This is a genomic window from Streptomyces sp. NPDC038213, assembly GCF_055600495.1.
In genome coordinates, this window is sequence record NZ_JBVJYM010000004.1 from 383,006 (window position 1) to 397,279 (window position 14,274).

General features: G+C 74.6%; 18 protein-coding genes. 11 read left to right on the plus strand and 7 right to left on the minus strand.

Features of this window, described 5'->3' with window-relative positions; genetic code table 11:
• Nucleotides 1–4 precede the first annotated feature (4 nt).
• Entirely contained in the window at nt 5–832 is an 828-nt protein-coding gene (gene melC2 / locus ACZ7JZ_RS08945) for a tyrosinase MelC2 (protein WP_470935011.1), read from the minus strand.
• Nucleotides 833–858: 26 nt separating this feature from the next.
• Nucleotides 859–1,296 (minus strand): apotyrosinase chaperone MelC1, encoded by a 438-nt coding sequence (melC1, locus tag ACZ7JZ_RS08950; RefSeq protein ID WP_470935014.1) that lies wholly within the window; start codon nt 1,294–1,296, stop codon nt 859–861.
• Nucleotides 1,297–1,639: 343 nt separating this feature from the next.
• Between melC1 and ACZ7JZ_RS08955 the strand changes: the two genes are divergently transcribed.
• The 6 genes from ACZ7JZ_RS08955 to ACZ7JZ_RS08980 all read left to right on the plus strand — a co-directional run bounded on the left by ACZ7JZ_RS08955 (nt 1,640) and on the right by ACZ7JZ_RS08980 (nt 6,336).
• Nucleotides 1,640–3,064, plus strand: a complete 1,425-nt coding sequence (locus ACZ7JZ_RS08955; RefSeq protein ID WP_470935017.1) for a glutamate decarboxylase — start codon at nt 1,640–1,642, stop codon at nt 3,062–3,064.
• 201 nt (nt 3,065–3,265) lie between these two features.
• Nucleotides 3,266–4,129 carry a GNAT family N-acetyltransferase gene (locus ACZ7JZ_RS08960; protein ID WP_470935020.1) on the plus strand — a complete coding sequence of 288 codons (864 nt, stop codon included), beginning with the start codon at nt 3,266–3,268 and terminating at the stop codon, nt 4,127–4,129.
• A 77-nt stretch (nt 4,130–4,206) separates the two neighbouring features.
• Nucleotides 4,207–4,563, plus strand: a complete 357-nt coding sequence (locus ACZ7JZ_RS08965) for a hypothetical protein (RefSeq protein ID WP_470935023.1) — start codon at nt 4,207–4,209, stop codon at nt 4,561–4,563.
• On the plus strand, nt 4,560–4,829 hold the full coding sequence (locus ACZ7JZ_RS08970) for a hypothetical protein (protein ID WP_470935026.1): 270 nt from the start codon (nt 4,560–4,562) through the stop codon (nt 4,827–4,829). Before ACZ7JZ_RS08965 ends, ACZ7JZ_RS08970 begins: the two co-directional genes overlap by 4 nt.
• Before the next feature lie 92 nt (nt 4,830–4,921).
• Entirely contained in the window at nt 4,922–5,356 is a 435-nt protein-coding gene (locus ACZ7JZ_RS08975; RefSeq protein WP_470935029.1) for a hypothetical protein, read from the plus strand.
• Nucleotides 5,357–5,394: 38 nt separating this feature from the next.
• Nucleotides 5,395–6,336 (plus strand): aldo/keto reductase, encoded by a 942-nt coding sequence (locus ACZ7JZ_RS08980; RefSeq protein WP_470935032.1) that lies wholly within the window; start codon nt 5,395–5,397, stop codon nt 6,334–6,336.
• Nucleotides 6,337–6,392: 56 nt separating this feature from the next.
• Here the strand turns inward: ACZ7JZ_RS08980 and ACZ7JZ_RS08985 are convergent, their stop codons facing one another.
• The gene (locus ACZ7JZ_RS08985; RefSeq protein ID WP_470935262.1) at nt 6,393–7,286 is read right to left on the minus strand and encodes a glycoside hydrolase family 19 protein; all 894 of its coding nucleotides are present in this window, start codon (nt 7,284–7,286) and stop codon (nt 6,393–6,395) included.
• Nucleotides 7,287–7,570: 284 nt separating this feature from the next.
• Nucleotides 7,571–8,002, minus strand: coding sequence for a subtilase-type protease inhibitor (locus ACZ7JZ_RS08990; RefSeq protein WP_470935035.1), 432 nt, complete (start codon nt 8,000–8,002; stop codon nt 7,571–7,573).
• 277 nt (nt 8,003–8,279) lie between these two features.
• Here ACZ7JZ_RS08990 and ACZ7JZ_RS08995 point away from each other — a divergent pair, with 277 nt between their 5' ends.
• Entirely contained in the window at nt 8,280–9,713 is a 1,434-nt protein-coding gene (locus ACZ7JZ_RS08995; RefSeq protein WP_470935037.1) for an amidase, read from the plus strand.
• A 59-nt stretch (nt 9,714–9,772) separates the two neighbouring features.
• Here the strand turns inward: ACZ7JZ_RS08995 and ACZ7JZ_RS09000 are convergent, their stop codons facing one another.
• Nucleotides 9,773–10,231 carry a Crp/Fnr family transcriptional regulator gene (locus ACZ7JZ_RS09000; protein WP_470935039.1) on the minus strand — a complete coding sequence of 153 codons (459 nt, stop codon included), beginning with the start codon at nt 10,229–10,231 and terminating at the stop codon, nt 9,773–9,775.
• 81 nt (nt 10,232–10,312) lie between these two features.
• The gene (locus ACZ7JZ_RS09005; protein ID WP_470935041.1) at nt 10,313–10,948 is read right to left on the minus strand and encodes an alpha-ketoglutarate-dependent dioxygenase AlkB; all 636 of its coding nucleotides are present in this window, start codon (nt 10,946–10,948) and stop codon (nt 10,313–10,315) included.
• A 139-nt stretch (nt 10,949–11,087) separates the two neighbouring features.
• On the opposite strand from ACZ7JZ_RS09005, the gene ACZ7JZ_RS09010 reads away from it, so the two are divergent.
• The 4 genes from ACZ7JZ_RS09010 to ACZ7JZ_RS09025 all read left to right on the plus strand — a co-directional run bounded on the left by ACZ7JZ_RS09010 (nt 11,088) and on the right by ACZ7JZ_RS09025 (nt 13,701).
• Nucleotides 11,088–11,906 carry a carbonic anhydrase gene (locus ACZ7JZ_RS09010; RefSeq protein ID WP_470935043.1) on the plus strand — a complete coding sequence of 273 codons (819 nt, stop codon included), beginning with the start codon at nt 11,088–11,090 and terminating at the stop codon, nt 11,904–11,906.
• A 97-nt stretch (nt 11,907–12,003) separates the two neighbouring features.
• Nucleotides 12,004–12,648 (plus strand): helix-turn-helix domain-containing protein, encoded by a 645-nt coding sequence (locus ACZ7JZ_RS09015; protein ID WP_470935045.1) that lies wholly within the window; start codon nt 12,004–12,006, stop codon nt 12,646–12,648.
• Nucleotides 12,649–12,668: 20 nt separating this feature from the next.
• The gene (locus ACZ7JZ_RS09020) at nt 12,669–12,968 is read left to right on the plus strand and encodes a DUF6126 family protein (protein WP_470935047.1); all 300 of its coding nucleotides are present in this window, start codon (nt 12,669–12,671) and stop codon (nt 12,966–12,968) included.
• Nucleotides 12,969–13,020: 52 nt separating this feature from the next.
• Nucleotides 13,021–13,701 carry a lipoprotein gene (locus tag ACZ7JZ_RS09025; RefSeq protein ID WP_470935048.1) on the plus strand — a complete coding sequence of 227 codons (681 nt, stop codon included), beginning with the start codon at nt 13,021–13,023 and terminating at the stop codon, nt 13,699–13,701.
• Between the two features lie 60 nt (nt 13,702–13,761).
• Here the strand turns inward: ACZ7JZ_RS09025 and ACZ7JZ_RS09030 are convergent, their stop codons facing one another.
• Nucleotides 13,762–14,226, minus strand: a complete 465-nt coding sequence (locus ACZ7JZ_RS09030) for a MarR family winged helix-turn-helix transcriptional regulator (protein WP_470935050.1) — start codon at nt 14,224–14,226, stop codon at nt 13,762–13,764.
• Nucleotides 14,227–14,274 lie beyond the last annotated feature (48 nt).

A 14,274-nucleotide genomic window follows, 5' to 3' on the forward strand; every position in this document is an offset into this window, starting at 1 on the left:
CCTGCTAGGCGTCGGTGTCGAACGTGTAGAACTTCGTGTGGTCGAGCATGTCGGCCGGGGTCACGTTGTTCCACGGCCGCATCGTGTCGTTGAGGTCGACCACGTTGGGCGTGCCCGCCGCCGGCAGGTACGGCGACTGCGGGTGCAGCTTCTGCCACCGGGCCCACAGCTTGTCCACGTACGCGTGGTGCAGCCAGAACACGGGGTCGTTGGGCGAGACCCCGGTGGCCATCTGGCCGCCCACCCACACGTGCACCCGGTTGTGCAGGTTCGCCCCGCGCCAGCCCTCCAGGTGGTTGCGGAAGCCGGCCGAGGAGCTGTTCCAGGGCGCGGCGTCGTACTCGGGCATGGCGAGGACGGCGTCCACCTCGGCCTTCGTCGGCAGCTGCGCCACCCCGGTGCCCAGGGCGCGGCGCAGGAACGAGCGGCCGTCCACGCGGACGTTGACGGCCCAGTTGCCCTGCGCGGAGGCGAAGGGCCCGTCGAGCACCTGGCCGTCGCGGGCCCGCCCGGTGCCGCCGAGGAAGTCGGCCGCCCACAGCGAGGAGCGGGCGGTGCGGTCGGCGGTCCAGTCCCAGTAGGGCAGGTTCACCGTCGGGTCCACGGCCTGGAGCGCCTCCTCGAAGTCGAGGAGGAAGCGCCGGTGCCAGGGCAGGAAGGAGGGGGAGCGGTGGCCGACCCGGTCGCCCGAGTCGGTGTCGCCCATGATGAAGGCGTTGTGCGTGGTGACGAAGGTGTCGTAGCGGCCGTTGCGCTTGAGCTCCAGGACGGCCTTGACGAAGCGGCTCTTCTCGTCCGGGGTCAGGGTGGCCTGGTTCTTGCGGATGGTCATCGGTGGGTTCCCTGTTTCGGACGTGCTCAGGCGGTCTGGATCGGAACGAGTACGGCACCCTGGAGCTCGGTGACCGCGGCGCGGGCGAGGGCCCGCGGGGTGGCGAAGGTCTCGTAGTGGTTGACCACGCTGATCCAGGTGCCGTCGGCGTTGCGCATCACGTGCAGCTCCCTGCCGTCGACGCGCACGGTGTAGCCGGCGGAGTGGTGGCCGGCCCCGTGCCCGCCCCCGTGTCCGGCGTGCGGGTCGGGCGCGCCCTGGATCCGGCGGCCCTGGAAGACCTCGTCGAAGGCCGCGGGGGCCTGGGCGGCCGAGGCTATGCCGTCCGGGCGGGCGGGGTGCGGGGTCTGCGCCGCGTGGTCCGTACGGGAGGTCGCGGTGGCCCGGGTGGTGAGGGCCAGGCTGAGCGTCGAGACGGCGCCCGCACCGGCCAACAGGGCGCTGCGGCGCGTGAGTCGAGACATGGTGTTCCTTGATCGGGGGTCGCTGGAATGTGCGAGCCGATGACTATCAGTGAGGTCAGGGCCACGGGAAGTTCCGGACGGGGGCTGGGATGCGATCCGGACATGCGGGGATAAGTTGCGTGCAAAACGAGTTTGTTGATCTTCCTGGTCCACCCCGGCACCCTCGTGGCCGATGGTGAAAAATTTCCTGCGAAGCCCTCATTCAAAGGGAAAATATTGCGTCTACGCGCGTTGCCGTGGTCACCCTCACAGGGGAAAGCTGGCGCGAACCGGCAGATGTGCGGAGCCATGCCCGAGAGCCCAAATATCCGCGTATGTCCGCTGCTGAGTGTTCAATCGGCTGATGGCCCTCCACGACGCGCGCCCCGAGCGCTCCGACGACCCCGCCGCCGACGTGTTCGCCTCCGTCCTGAGCGGACACGTCCTGCCCAAGTACCGGATGCCGGAGGACCACTCGCCGCCCGGGACCGTGTACTCGATGATCCGCAACGAGCTGCTGCTCGACGGCAACGCGGCCCAGAACCTGGCGACCTTCTGCACCACCTGGTCCGAGGACGAGGTGCACCGGCTCATGAACGAGTGCATCGACAAGAACATGATCGACAAGGACGAGTACCCGCAGACGGCCGAGATCGAGGCCCGCTGCGTGGCCATGCTCGCCGACCTCTGGAACGCCCCCGGCGCAGGCGGGCCCGAGGCCTCCGCCGCTCCGGCGGCGCCCGCCACCGGCTGTTCCACCACCGGCTCCAGCGAGGCCGCGATGCTCGGCGGACTGGCCCTCAAATGGCGCTGGCGGGCCCGCCGCCGGGCCGAGGGCAAGCCCGCCGACCGGCCGAACCTGGTCTGCGGACCCGTCCAGGTCTGCTGGGAGAAGTTCGCCCGCTACTTCGACGTGGAGCTGCGCCAGGTGCCGCTGGAGCCCGGCGCCACCGGCCTGCGCGCCCACCAGCTCGACGCGTACGTGGACGAGAACACCATCGGGGTCGTCGCCATCCTCGGCGTCACCTACACCTGCGACTACGAGCCCGTGGCCGAGATCGCCGCCGCGCTCGACTGGATCCAGGAGACCCGCGGCTGGGACGTGCCCGTGCACGTGGACGCGGCCAGCGGCGGGTTCGTCGCGCCCTTCCTGCACCCCGAGGTGGTCTGGGACTTCCGGCTGGAGCGGGTGGCCTCCGTCAACGCCTCGGGGCACAAGTACGGGCTCGCCCCGCTCGGGGTCGGGTGGGTGGTCTGGCGCAGCGCCGAACTCCTCCCGGAGGAGCTGGTGTTCCGGGTCGGCTACCTCGGCGGCGACATGCCGACCTTCGCCCTGAACTTCTCCCGCCCCGGCGGGGAGATCATCGCCCAGTACTACATCTTCCTCAGGCTGGGCCGCGGCGGGTACCGGCGGGTGCAGCAGGCCTGCGCCGACACCGCCCGCCACCTCGCCGGCCTGATCGCCGGCATGGGCCCCTTCACCCTGCTGTACGACGGCCAGGGCGGCCTGCCCGCCGTGTCGTACATGCTGACCGACCCCGCGGGCGCGGGGTTCAGCCTCTACGACCTGTCCGACCGGCTGCGGATGCGCGGCTGGCAGGTGCCCTCGTACCCGCTGCCCGCCGACCGGCAGGACACCGTCATCCAGCGGATCCTCATCCGTCACGGCGTCACGCGCGACCAGATCGAGCTGCTCGCCGCCGATCTGCGCCGGGCCGTCGCGGACCTGTCCGGCCCCGCCCCGGCCGGCGGCGCCGCCGGCGCGACCCGCAGCGGATTCCACCACTGAGCGGACGCGGCGCGGCCCGCCCCGGACCGGATCCGGGGCGGGCCGCACGCACGAGGGGCCGCAACCCCTCACCCTCGGACGCCTCAGCCGCAGACGCTGAGTAGTGCGAGTTCCGCACTCCGGCGGACGCGATCCGTCCGGATTCGGCCACCCGCCGCGAAGGCCCGCGGCGCCGCCCGGAATCTGCTACAAACTCCGGGCATGGACCGGATCGAGGGTTTCGACATCGCGGCCGCGAGCCGCGCCGACATGGCACTGCTGCGCACCTGGGCGGAGGCCGAGGGCTGGAACCCGGGGGACGGCGACGCCGCCGCCTTCGCCGTCGCCGACCCCCGCGGCTTCCTCGTCGGACGGCTCGACGGGGAGCCGGTGTCCTCCCTCTCCGCCGTGCGCTACGGCACGGGCTTCGGTTTCATCGGCTTCTACATCGCCCGGCCCGGGTTCCGCGGCCGCGGCTACGGCATCCGGGTCTGGGAGGCCGGCATGGAGCGCCTCGCCGGCCGGCTCGTCGGACTCGACGGGGTCGTCGAGCAGCAGGACAACTACCGCCGCTCCGGCTTCCGCCCCGCCTGGAACAACATCCGCTACGAGGGCTCCGTACCGCAGGCCGCGCCCCCGCTCCCCGCCGGGCTCGCCCTCACCGGCACCGACACCCTGCCCTTCGCCGAACTGGCCGACTACGACCGCCGGTTCTTCCCCGAGGAGCGGGACGGCTTCCTCGCCGCCTGGACCGGCCAGCCCGGCCGCACCGCCCTGGCCGCCGTCCGCGCGGACGGCCGGATCGAGGGGCTCGGGGTCGTCCGCCCCTGCGCCGGCCCCTGGCGCATCGGCCCGCTGTACGCCCGTACGCCCGACACGGCCGCCGCGCTGCTGCACCGGCTCGCCGACGCCGCACCCGGCCGGACCGTCGCCGTCGACGTCCCCGACGCCAACCCGGCCGCCACCGCCCTCGCGGCGGGCCTCGGCCTCGTACCGGCCTTCGAGACCGCCCGGATGTACACGGGACCCGTCCCCGACCTGGACCTCGCGGGCCTGTACGGGATCACCAGCCTCGAACTGGGCTGATCCGCCGAACCGCTGCGCCCCGGGGGCTCGACCCGGCCGGATATCGGCGTACCTTGGAGGAAGAGACGGAGGTCACCATGAGCGCGACGCCCACCGGCACACCCGCCAGCCCGTACGCCGACCCCTACCGGATCCGGGCCGGTGAAGGCCCCCAGACCATCGCGGAGTTGCGCGCCGCGCTGGCCGTGGCCGCCCCCCTGGACCTCGCCGCCTTCAACGCCCGGCTGGACGGCGCCGCCCTGGCCGCCGTCCCGGCCGTGCTGACGGAGTACCGGCAGGTACTGGCCCTGCGGACCCGGCCCGAGGTGGCCGCCGCCGTGGCCGACGCCCTCGACGGCAGCGAGAAGACCATGGGCATGGACGACTTCTTCGCCTCCCTCGACGCGGCGGCGGGCCTCCCCGACGGCCCGGCGCACGGTGAGGGGGGCCGTTGAGCGACTGGAACGTACTCCTGCCCGAGCGGCTCAACCGCGAGGTCGCCGAACTCACCCCGGGCGAACGCAAATCCCTCTACCTCGCCCTCAAGCGGCTCGCCGTGGACCCCCGGGCGGACACCTCCGCCGAACCGGTCACGGGAGCCGAGCTGCGCCGGGTCCTGACCGCCCCCGCCGCCGACACCGGGGGAGTGGTCACCGTCCTGTACCGCGTCATCCCCGACACCCGCACGGTCGCCGTCATCTGGATCATCGCGGGCCCCTGAGGCCGGCCGCGCGCCCCGGTGCGTACGGGGACGGTCCCGCGGGCCGCGGGCCGCAGGCCGTTCCCCCGGGGCGCCCGGTTCGTTGACCCGGCATGGACCTGTTGCCCGATACGGCGGCGCCGGGAGTCGGGGAGCGCGCCGCCGAAGCCGCCGAGGCCGCGTGCCACCTGCACGACGCCGTGGGGCCCGGCCGCTGGAGCCGGGAAGCCGCCGAGGACGCCCTCGACGTGATCGAGACCACCGCCCAGGCGCTGGCCAGCGCGCACCCCGAGGCCCCCGCCTCCCTCGCCCCCGTGCACGCCGCCCTGGCCGCCCTGCGCCGCAGCCTGGGACTGCCGCCCGCCGAACCGGGCCTGCCCGGGGACGCCCTCCCGCTGCTCCCCCGGATGCTCGGCAACCCCCGCCGCTCCCGGCTGTCCGGCCCGCCGCCCGGACCCCGGCCGCAGGCCGCGGCCGGACCCGGTGCCGGCCGCCCGGCCTGCCCCGATCCTCGAACCTCCCGCGAGGGCCGCCCCGTACCCTGGTGACCTCAGGAATCCGGTCACGAAGGGGAGTTGCACCACTCATGCGCTACGTACCTCTCGGCACGTCGGGACTGCGGGTCTCGGCCGTGGGCCTCGGCTGCAACAACTTCGGCGCGCGGCTCGACGCGGAGGCCACCCGCGAGGTCCTCGACGCCGCCCTCGACGCGGGCATCACGCTCCTCGACACCGCCGACATCTACGGCAGCCCCCGCGGCAGCTCCGAGGAGTTCCTCGGCCGCGCCCTGCGGGGCCGCCGCGACGAGGTCGTCCTCGCCACCAAGTTCGGCTACGACTCCGCCGACATGGGCTACGGTCCCGCCGCGGGCGCCCTCGGCGGGCGCGCGTACATACGGCGGGCCGTCGAGGCCTCGCTGCGCCGCCTCGGCACCGACCGCATCGACCTGCTCCAGCTGCACAGCTGGGACCCGTCCACCCCCCTGGCCGAGACCCTCGCGGCCCTCACCGAACTGGTCGCCGAGGGCAAGGTCCGCTACCTCGGGCACTCGAACTTCACCGGCTGGCAGCTCGCCCAGGCCGCCCACACCGCCCGCGAGACCGGCGCCGTCCCCTTCGTCTCCGCGCAGAACGAGTGGTCGCTGCTGGAGCGCGGCGCCGAGGCCGAACTCCTGCCCGCCGCCCGGCACTACGGGGTCGGCGTGCTGCCGTACTACCCGCTTGCCAACGGCCTGCTGACCGGCAAGCTCCGCCGCGGGGCCGCGGCCCCCGCCGGATCGCGGCTGGTCGACCACGACTACGTCACCGAGGAGCGGCTCGACCGGGTCGAGGACCTGGCCGCCCTCGCCGGGAAGAGCGGGCGCAGCCTGCTCGAACTGGCCGTGGGCTGGCTCACCGCACAGCCCGGCTGCGCCTCCGTGATCGCCGGGGCCACCTCGGCCGAGCAGGTCCGCGCCAACGCCGCGGCTGCCGAACTCCCCCTGGAGGCCGACCTGCTGGCCGCGGTCGACGCCGCCTGCCCGCGCTGACGCAATCCCCGCCCCGGTCCGGACCGCGGGTGCGGTCCGGACCGGGGCGGCCCGGGTCAGCAGCTCAGGTTCGAGCCCGTCGGGACGTTCAGGAGCTGGGTGAAGCGGCGGTAGTTGTCGATACGGCTCTGGACCTGGGCGGGGTTGCCGCCGTTGCACTCCAGGGCTCCGTTGATGGAGCGGATCGACTCGCCGAAGCCGGCGCCGCTCACCATGGCGTGGTGCCCGGTCATGGTGCCGGGGCCGTTCTGGGTGTTCCAGTACCAGAGGGCGGTCTTCCAGGCCACGGCCGCGTCCCGCTCCACGAGGTAGGGGTCGGCGAGCAGGTTGATGCCCAGGGCGTCGCCCGCGGCCTTGTAGTTGAAGTTCCAGCTGAGCTGGATGGGCCCGCGCCCGTAGTAGGCCGCCCGGCCGGCGGGACAGCCGTACGGCTGGTTCGCATCGCAGTAGTGCGGGTAGTTGGCCTGGTTCTGCTCGACGATGTGGACCAGCCCGCCCGTCTCGTGCGAGATGTTCGCGAGGAACGCCGCCGCCTCCTGCCGGCTGACGGTCGCCCCGCCGGTGGTGGCGAAGGCCGGGTACGCGGAGAGCGCCGCCTTCAGGCCCGCGTACGTGTAGAAGCTGTTGCGGTTCGGGAACATCTGGTTGAACTGGGTCTCGCTCACCACGAATCCGGAGGGGTCGGGGTCCGGGTCGGTGGTGCCGCCGCAGGCGCCCTGGTCGGCCCAGACGCCCCACTGGCCGGTGGTGCCGGGGGTCTCGCCCTGGGTCCACCACTTGGCCTGCCAGTTGCGGCCGCCGTGGGAGACGGAGGCGCCGCCGGTGTAGACGGAGGAACCGGACCAGGGGCTGGCGCAGGGGGCGGCCGCGGTGGCCGGGGCGGTGAGCGTGAGGGAGAGCGAGGCGGCGGCAGCGGCGGCGGCCAGCAGGGACAGGGCGCGGCGGCGCAGTGCACGGGTCACGAACTGCTCCTTCGGTGGGGGGAGTTGCCGTCGGAGCCGACGGGCTTCCCGCCACTGAACCGAAACTGGTCTGGACCTGTCAAGGTCTAGACCAAGCTTCATTCCGCTTTTGCCGGCCCCGGCCGGACCCCGGATGCGCCGCGCCTCCCCCCGGATCGGCGGCGGGGGGAGGCGCGGCAGGGGAGGCGGGGCGGAGCCCCGGGGGTCCGGCCGGAGCCGGGGTCGGAAGGGGAGCCGGAGGGCTCCGGAGGACCAGAGAAGGATCGGAAGGCTCAGAAAGAGAAGACCGCCCCACTGCCGCCGTCCATCACGCAGGGGTTGCCGAAGGTGTACGAGTAGCTCAGCCGCGCGCCCTGCCACACGCCGTCCGCCGTCACCGTCACCGGGTCCCAGTGCCGCGGACACGCGGTCTGCGAGCCCTCCGCGGTGATCGCGTCGAACTCGGCTCCGTTCGCGAGCAGTTCGGCACACGCGGCGGCGGGATCGGGATGCGTGCCGCCCGGAACGGGCGCGCACGTCAGCGTCACCGCGCGCAGGAAGGTGCCGGTGCCCCCGTCCTCCCCGGCGGCCACGCCGAGGACGAGGGCCGAGGGGGCGTACGGGCTCGCCGGACCGGCGGGCGCGGCCCCGGCTGCGCCGGTGGGCGCCATGAGCGCGAGCGTGGTGGCTGCTGCGAGTCCGAGGCTCCGCGCGATGAACCGCATGTCGAACACTCCTGTCGGTCGGTGCCGGATATCGGACGGGAGTCTTGCCTACGGAGCCGGGCCCCGCATGGTCTTACCATCAATTCGCGTCACCCAAGGTGACCGCTCAGGTGCAGATCGTGGCCGCCCCGCCTGCTCTGACCTGTACGCCCGCCCGCCCCCGAAACGGCCGAAGAGCGACCGGACACCGATCCGAACGCCCCTCCCCGCACTGGCAGTTACCCCTCGGTACTGACAGGATCGGCCCACGCACCGGACGATCGGAGGACTGGGACGGATGGCCGAACTGCATGATCTGACCGCGCTGGAGCAGGGCGGGGCGGTCCGGACGGGCGAGCTCTCGCCCCTGGAGCTGGCCGAGCACTACCTCGCCCGCATCGAACGCCACGACGCCACCCTCGGCGCCTACCTGACGGTCACCCCCGAACTCGCCCGGGAACAGGCCGGGCGGGCCGGGCGGGAGGCGGCCGCCGCCCGGCGCGAGGGCTGGGACCTGGGTCCGCTGCACGGCGTACCCGTCCCCGTGAAGGACCTCAGCTTCGTCGCCGGAGTGCGCTGCACCCTCGGCTCGCAGGCGTACGCGGACCACGTGCCGGACACCGACGACCACGTGGTCACCCGGCTGCGCGCCGCGGGCACCGTGATGCTCGGCAAGACCAACACCCCCGAGTTCGGACTGCCGGGCTACACCGAGAACGCCCTCGGCCCCGCCGCCCGCACCCCCTGGGACCTCGGCCGCTCGGCCGGCGGCTCCTCCGGCGGCGCCGCCGCCGCGGTCGCCGGCGGGCTGGCGCCGCTGGCCCACGGCAGCGACGGCGGCGGCTCCATCCGGATACCCGCCTCCGCGTGCGGGCTCTTCGGCATCAAACCCAGCCGCGGCCGGGTGCCTTCCGGACCGGTCCTGCACGATGTCACCGGGCTCTCCGTGCACGGGCCGCTCGCCCGCACGGTCGCCGATGCGGCCGCCCTCCTCGACGTGCTCGCGGGCCAGGAGCCCGCAGGCCCCTACGGGGCGCCCTCCCTGCCCCCGGGCGAGACCTTCCTCGCCGCCGCCCGCCGCGAACCCGGCCGGCTGCGCGTGGTCGTCCTGCCCCAACCCCCGGTGCCCGGGGTCGCCCTGCACCCCGACTGCGCCGCCGCCCTCGCCGACGCGGCCGCGCTCCTCGGCGAACTCGGCCACGAGGTCGACGAGTTGGCCCTGCCCGCCGACGAGGCCCTGCTGACCGCCTTCTCCCGGGTCTGGCAGGTCGCCTCGACGGTCCTGCCGGTCGCCCCCGGGGACGAGAAGCTGCTGATGCCGCTCAGCCGGCACCTGCGCGAAGCCGGACGGCAGGTGTCCGCCACCGAGTTCGCGGAGTCCCTGTACGCCTTCCGGGCCCTCGGCGAGCTGGTCTCCCAGGCCCTGCTGGGGTCCTACGACGTCATCCTGACACCCACCCTCGCGCAGCCCCCGGCCCTGGTCGGCAGCCAGCGCGACGACGACGATCCGGCCGCCGAGTTCGCGGGGCTGGCGGCCTTCACGCCGTACACCCCGCTGTACAACGCCACCGGCCAGCCGGCCGTCAGCGTGCCCCTGCACTGGACGGACGAGGGCCTGCCCATCGGGGTCATGCTCGGCGGCCGCTACGGGGAGGAGGCCGGGCTGATCTCGCTCTCGGCCCAGCTGGAGGCCGCCCGGCCGTGGGCGGCCAGGCGGCCCTCGCTCTGGTGACGGCGGCCCCGGGCGGGGCGGCGCCGCCGCCCGGGGCCGGGGCGGCCGGTCCGGTCCGCTCATCCCGCGCTGAGGTGCGGGGCGTAGAGGTCGAGCAGGCGGGTCCGGGTCTGGTGCAGCCGCTGGGCCAGGATCCGCCCCACCCAGTGCCCGAGCGAGGACCCGAAGGCCGGATCGGCGTCCATCAGCATCCGCACCCGCACGGCGTCGAACTCGTACGCCCGCACCGGGGTCATCGCCTGCGCGCTGAGCTGCCAGACGTACGGCGGGAAGAGCCAGGACCACCCCACCAGCTCGCCCGGACCCAGGTTCTCGATCTCGGCCGGGCGGCGGCCGGGCACCGGGATCTCCAGGGTGACCGTGCCCGAGCGCACGATCCAGAAGGCCTCGGAGCGGGTGCCCTCGCTGAAGATCCGCTCGCCCTGGCGGAAATTGACCTCGCGGGCCAGTGCCATCAGCCGCCCGCGGTGGTCGGCGGACAGCACGGCGGCTATTCGGGTGGGGGAAGGTGTGCTCACGGCGGCCTCCGGTCTCGTACCCGTACCCCCCCTGCCCTCACAGTGTGGCCGAACCCGGCCCGGTGCGGCCACGTCCGGAGCTCAGAACACCCCGCGGGTGCGGAACTGCACGCTGATCCGGGGCCCCACGGCCCGCGCGGACTTCGGTACGGCGTGCTCCCAGGTGCGCTGGCAGGAGCCGCCCATCACGACCAGGTCCCCGTGCCCCAGCGGCAGCCGCTGCACCGGGCCGCCGCCGCGCGGCCGCAGGGCCAGGTCGCGGGGGTCGCCCACGGACAGGATCGCGATCATCGTGTCCTCCTGCGAGGAGCGGCCGCCGCGGTCGCCGTGCCAGGCCACGCTGTCGCGGCCGTCGCGGTACAGGCACAGCCCGGCCGTGACGAAGGGCTCGCGCAGTTCGGCGGCGTAGTGCCGGGACAGCTCGGCGCGGGCCCGGTCCAGCACGGCGTGCGGCAGGGGGTCGCCCTCGCCGTAGTGGGCCAGCAGCCTGGGCACGGCGACCTCGCGCTCGTACATCCGGCGCCGCTCGGCGCGCCAGGGCACCCGGGCCGCGAGCTCCCGGAAGAGCGCGTCGGCGCCGTCGAGCCAGCCGGGCAGCAGGTCGTACCAGGCCCCGGAGCCCAGCTCGGTCCGGCGCAGGCCGGTCAGCGGGCCGAGGGTCGCCTCGTCGGCTTCGTCGGCCTGGTCGAACAGGGAGCCCTGGAGCGGTGCGTGCATGGAACCATCGTACGCCGTCATTCGAACGTGCGCTCGAATGACGAAAGGAATGGGCATTATGGACGAATTCGGTACAGGAACGCGCAAAATCCCCGGTCGGTCGGGGACCCGGCCGGGGTGCGGCCGCTACGTTCCGCCCGTGACGTCGAACAGGGTTGCGCCCACGTCCCCCGGAGAAGCCACCCGCCGCAGCCTCCTGCGCGCAGCCCTCGCGGGCTCCGCCGCGGCCGGCGCGGTCCTGGCCCTCGCTGCGGCCCCGCCCGCGGATGCGGCAGTGCCGCGCGGCGGCGGCCCCGAGGGTGCAGGCCCCCGCGCGGCGGGTGCCCCCGCCGAGGGCCTCCCGCCCGGCCCCCGGGCCGGGGAGCCCGCCCGCCCCGGGACCCCGGCCGAGGCCCTGCGCGAACTGGCGGCCGGCAACCGCCGCTGGCGCGCCCGCCGCCAGCGCCACCCCCACGAGTCGCGCGAAGTGCGCCGCAGGCTCACCCTGGGACAGCACCCCTTCGCCGTGGTGCTGGGCTGCGTGGACTCCCGGGTCACCCCGGAGCTGGTCTTCGACCAGGGCCTCGGCGACCTGCTCACCGTCCGCTCCGCGGGCGAGGTGCTGGACGACGCGGTGTTCGCCAGCGTCGCCTTCGGGGTCGTCGAGCTGGGCATCCCGCTCGTCGTGGTGCTGGGCCACCAGTCCTGCGGGGCCGTGTCGGCCGCGGTGCGCGCCGACGAGACCGGCGAGGAGCCGCCCGCCCGCCTGCGCTACCTGGTCGACGCGATCCGCCCGGCCATCGACCGCGGCCGGCAGGGCCCGGCGCGCGTGGACGCCACCGTCACCGCACACGTGCGCCGCGTCCGTGACCGGCTGGCGGGGGACGCGGAGCTCGCGGCGCGCATCGCGGAAGGCCGGCTGGCCGTGGTCGGGGCGCGCTACGAACTGGCGGACCAGGCGGTGCGCACCCTCGCCTGAGGTCCTCGGGGGAGGGGCCGGGGGTGGGGGCAGGGGAATTTGCCTCAGAGGCAAGGTGATTTGCCTCAGGGGCAAAAGCTCTGGCTCAATCGGAGTCATGAACCCCGCTCCTGCCCCCGGCGCCGAGCCCGGCCCCGGGCCCGCCTCCGCCCCGGCGGACGAGCTGCCGCCCGTCGCGCCGCAGCTGCGCGCACTGCGCCGCCGCACCGGCCTGACCCTGGAGGCCGCCGCGGCCCGCGCCCGGATCTCCCCGGCGCACCTGTCGCGGCTGGAGACCGGCCAGCGCCAGCCGTCCCTGCCCATGCTGCTCGGACTGGCCCGCACCTACGGTACGACCGTATCCGAACTTTTGGGCGAAACCGCGGCTGCTGCCGACCCGATCGTACGGGGCGGGGGCGCCGGGGCCCGCGAGGCGGACGGCTGGACGTACTGGCAGGCGGGCGGCCCGGGCCGGGGCATGCAGGCCCTGCGGGTGCTCGTGCCGTACGGCCGCAGCCAGGGCGAGCTCGTCCGGGTCCACCCGGGCGAGGAGTGGCTGCACGTGCTCAAGGGCGGCCTGCGTCTGCACCTCGGCGAGGCCGAGTACCGGCTGGAGCCGGGGGACAGCGCCCACTTCGACTCGCTCACCCCGCACCGGATCGCCGCCGCGGCGCCCGGCGGGACCGAGCTCCTGTTCGTCCACACGCTGCTGCAGAGCACCGTCGCCGGGCTGTGCCTGGGCGGCGGCGCGACGCCGCGCTGACACCGAGGGGAACGACCACCATGCCGGAGAACCGGACCGCACCGGCGGCCCAGCAGCCGCAGTCCGCCGAGGAGCCGCAGGCGGCGCGGGAGCACGAGCTGGACGTACGGGACGTGCAGGACGTGTCTGATGTGCAGGGCCGTGCCGGCGCACAGGACGCGCGCGAGGGGGCGGCGGCACCCGAGGCCTCCGTCCGGCAGCGCCTGGAGACGAAGTTCCCGCGCGGGCTCGTCATCCGCCTCTTCGCCTACCTCGTCGCCGGACACCTCTTCGCCTTCTTCCTCTACCTCCTCTTCGAACTGGGCTCGAAGCGGGGCTGAGGCCCCGTGCTAGGTTGACGCCGATCTTGAGGACTCACGGGGGCGGGCAGGCATGGGCGACGGACGACTGACACGTATCGCGGCGGCGGCTGCGGTCCTGCTGCTCGCCGCCGCGGCGGCCGGGTGCGCGAGCGGCACCGGGGCGGCAGCCCCCGCAGGGGATTTTGCCGGTACGCCGTCCAAGGCCGCCTCCGCCGCCCCGGCCCCCGGTGCGAGCCGCCCCGGGGACTTCCCGGCCGTCCAGGCCGCCGAGACCGTCGGCGGCAGGGGCGGGGCCTGCGAGCTGCCCGCGGTCTTCTCCGTGCCCGCGGCCTGGGAGGCCGAGGCGGTACGGGCGGACGGGGCGCTGGGCGCCTTCACTCAGGGCCCGTTCACCCTCCGCTGCGAGGTCGACGCGAAACCGGCCGGACACATCGGATACCTGCGCGTCTGGACCGCGCCGAAGGCGGCGGGCGCCGCAGGCGCGCCCCGCGCGGCCCTGGAGGCCTTCATCGCCGGGGAGAAGGTGCAGGGGACCCCGGCCTACACCGAGGTCGGGGCGGGCGCGTTCGAGGGGGTCGAGGTCCGGTACGAGACCGCGCCCGCGGACGAGCGCAAGAAGGAGCGGGCCCTCGCCGTGCGGACCCCCTCCGGCGCCGTGCTCCTCCTCCACCTGGGCGGGCTGGACACAGCCGAGCACGAGGCGATGCTGCCCGCCTACGAGCTGGCCCGGCTCTCCCTCAAGCCGGCCTGACCCCGGCCCCCGCCATACCCGGACCGGCCCACGCCGCGCGCTCGGCCCCCGCGGCCCCGCTCAGCCCCCGGCGGCGCGCAGCCGCCGGGCCACCTCGCCCAGGCCCTCGCCCAGCGCGGCCAGCTGCTCGGTGCTCAGCACGTCGATGAGGAGCTCCCGGACCGTCGAGACGTGTCCCGGGGCGGCCTCCTCCAGCCGCGCCCGCCCGGTCTCCGTGAGCACCGCGTACACCCCCCGGACGTCGGAGGGACAGGTGCGGCGGCGCACCAGACCGGCCTCCTCCAGCCGGCCCACCTGGTAGGTCAGCCCGCTCTTCGAGTTGATCAGGGCGTCGGCGAGCTCCGTCATGCGCAGTTCCCCGTCCGGGGTGGCGGAGAGCCGCACGAGGATCTCGTACTGCGCGTGCGAGAGCCCGGAGTCCTCCTTGAGCTGCTGGTCGAGCCGCCGGTTCAGCAGTGCCCCGGCCGCCAGGAAGCCCTGCCAGGCCCGCATCTCGGTCTCGTCCAGCCATCTCGTGTCACCCATGGGTCCCAGCGTACGACAGTTGTTCAAATTCAAATCACCCGGTACGGT

Excerpts from the sequence above, each read along its gene's own strand:
- melC2 (WP_470935011.1), bottom strand. The coding sequence starts at position 832 with ATGACCATCCGCAAGAACCAGGCCACCCTGACCCCGGACGAGAAGAGC.
- melC1 (WP_470935014.1), bottom strand. The coding sequence starts at position 1,296 with ATGTCTCGACTCACGCGCCGCAGCGCCCTGTTGGCCGGTGCGGGCGCC.
- ACZ7JZ_RS08955 (WP_470935017.1), top strand. The coding sequence starts at position 1,640 with ATGGCCCTCCACGACGCGCGCCCCGAGCGCTCCGACGACCCCGCCGCC.
- ACZ7JZ_RS08960 (WP_470935020.1), top strand. The coding sequence starts at position 3,266 with ATGGACCGGATCGAGGGTTTCGACATCGCGGCCGCGAGCCGCGCCGAC.
- ACZ7JZ_RS08965 (WP_470935023.1), top strand. The coding sequence starts at position 4,207 with ATGAGCGCGACGCCCACCGGCACACCCGCCAGCCCGTACGCCGACCCC.
- ACZ7JZ_RS08975 (WP_470935029.1), top strand. The coding sequence starts at position 4,922 with ATGGACCTGTTGCCCGATACGGCGGCGCCGGGAGTCGGGGAGCGCGCC.
- ACZ7JZ_RS08980 (WP_470935032.1), top strand. The coding sequence starts at position 5,395 with ATGCGCTACGTACCTCTCGGCACGTCGGGACTGCGGGTCTCGGCCGTG.
- ACZ7JZ_RS08990 (WP_470935035.1), bottom strand. The coding sequence starts at position 8,002 with ATGCGGTTCATCGCGCGGAGCCTCGGACTCGCAGCAGCCACCACGCTC.
- ACZ7JZ_RS08995 (WP_470935037.1), top strand. The coding sequence starts at position 8,280 with ATGGCCGAACTGCATGATCTGACCGCGCTGGAGCAGGGCGGGGCGGTC.
- ACZ7JZ_RS09005 (WP_470935041.1), bottom strand. The coding sequence starts at position 10,948 with ATGCACGCACCGCTCCAGGGCTCCCTGTTCGACCAGGCCGACGAAGCC.
- ACZ7JZ_RS09015 (WP_470935045.1), top strand. The coding sequence starts at position 12,004 with ATGAACCCCGCTCCTGCCCCCGGCGCCGAGCCCGGCCCCGGGCCCGCC.
- ACZ7JZ_RS09020 (WP_470935047.1), top strand. The coding sequence starts at position 12,669 with ATGCCGGAGAACCGGACCGCACCGGCGGCCCAGCAGCCGCAGTCCGCC.
- ACZ7JZ_RS09025 (WP_470935048.1), top strand. The coding sequence starts at position 13,021 with ATGGGCGACGGACGACTGACACGTATCGCGGCGGCGGCTGCGGTCCTG.
- ACZ7JZ_RS09030 (WP_470935050.1), bottom strand. The coding sequence starts at position 14,226 with ATGGGTGACACGAGATGGCTGGACGAGACCGAGATGCGGGCCTGGCAG.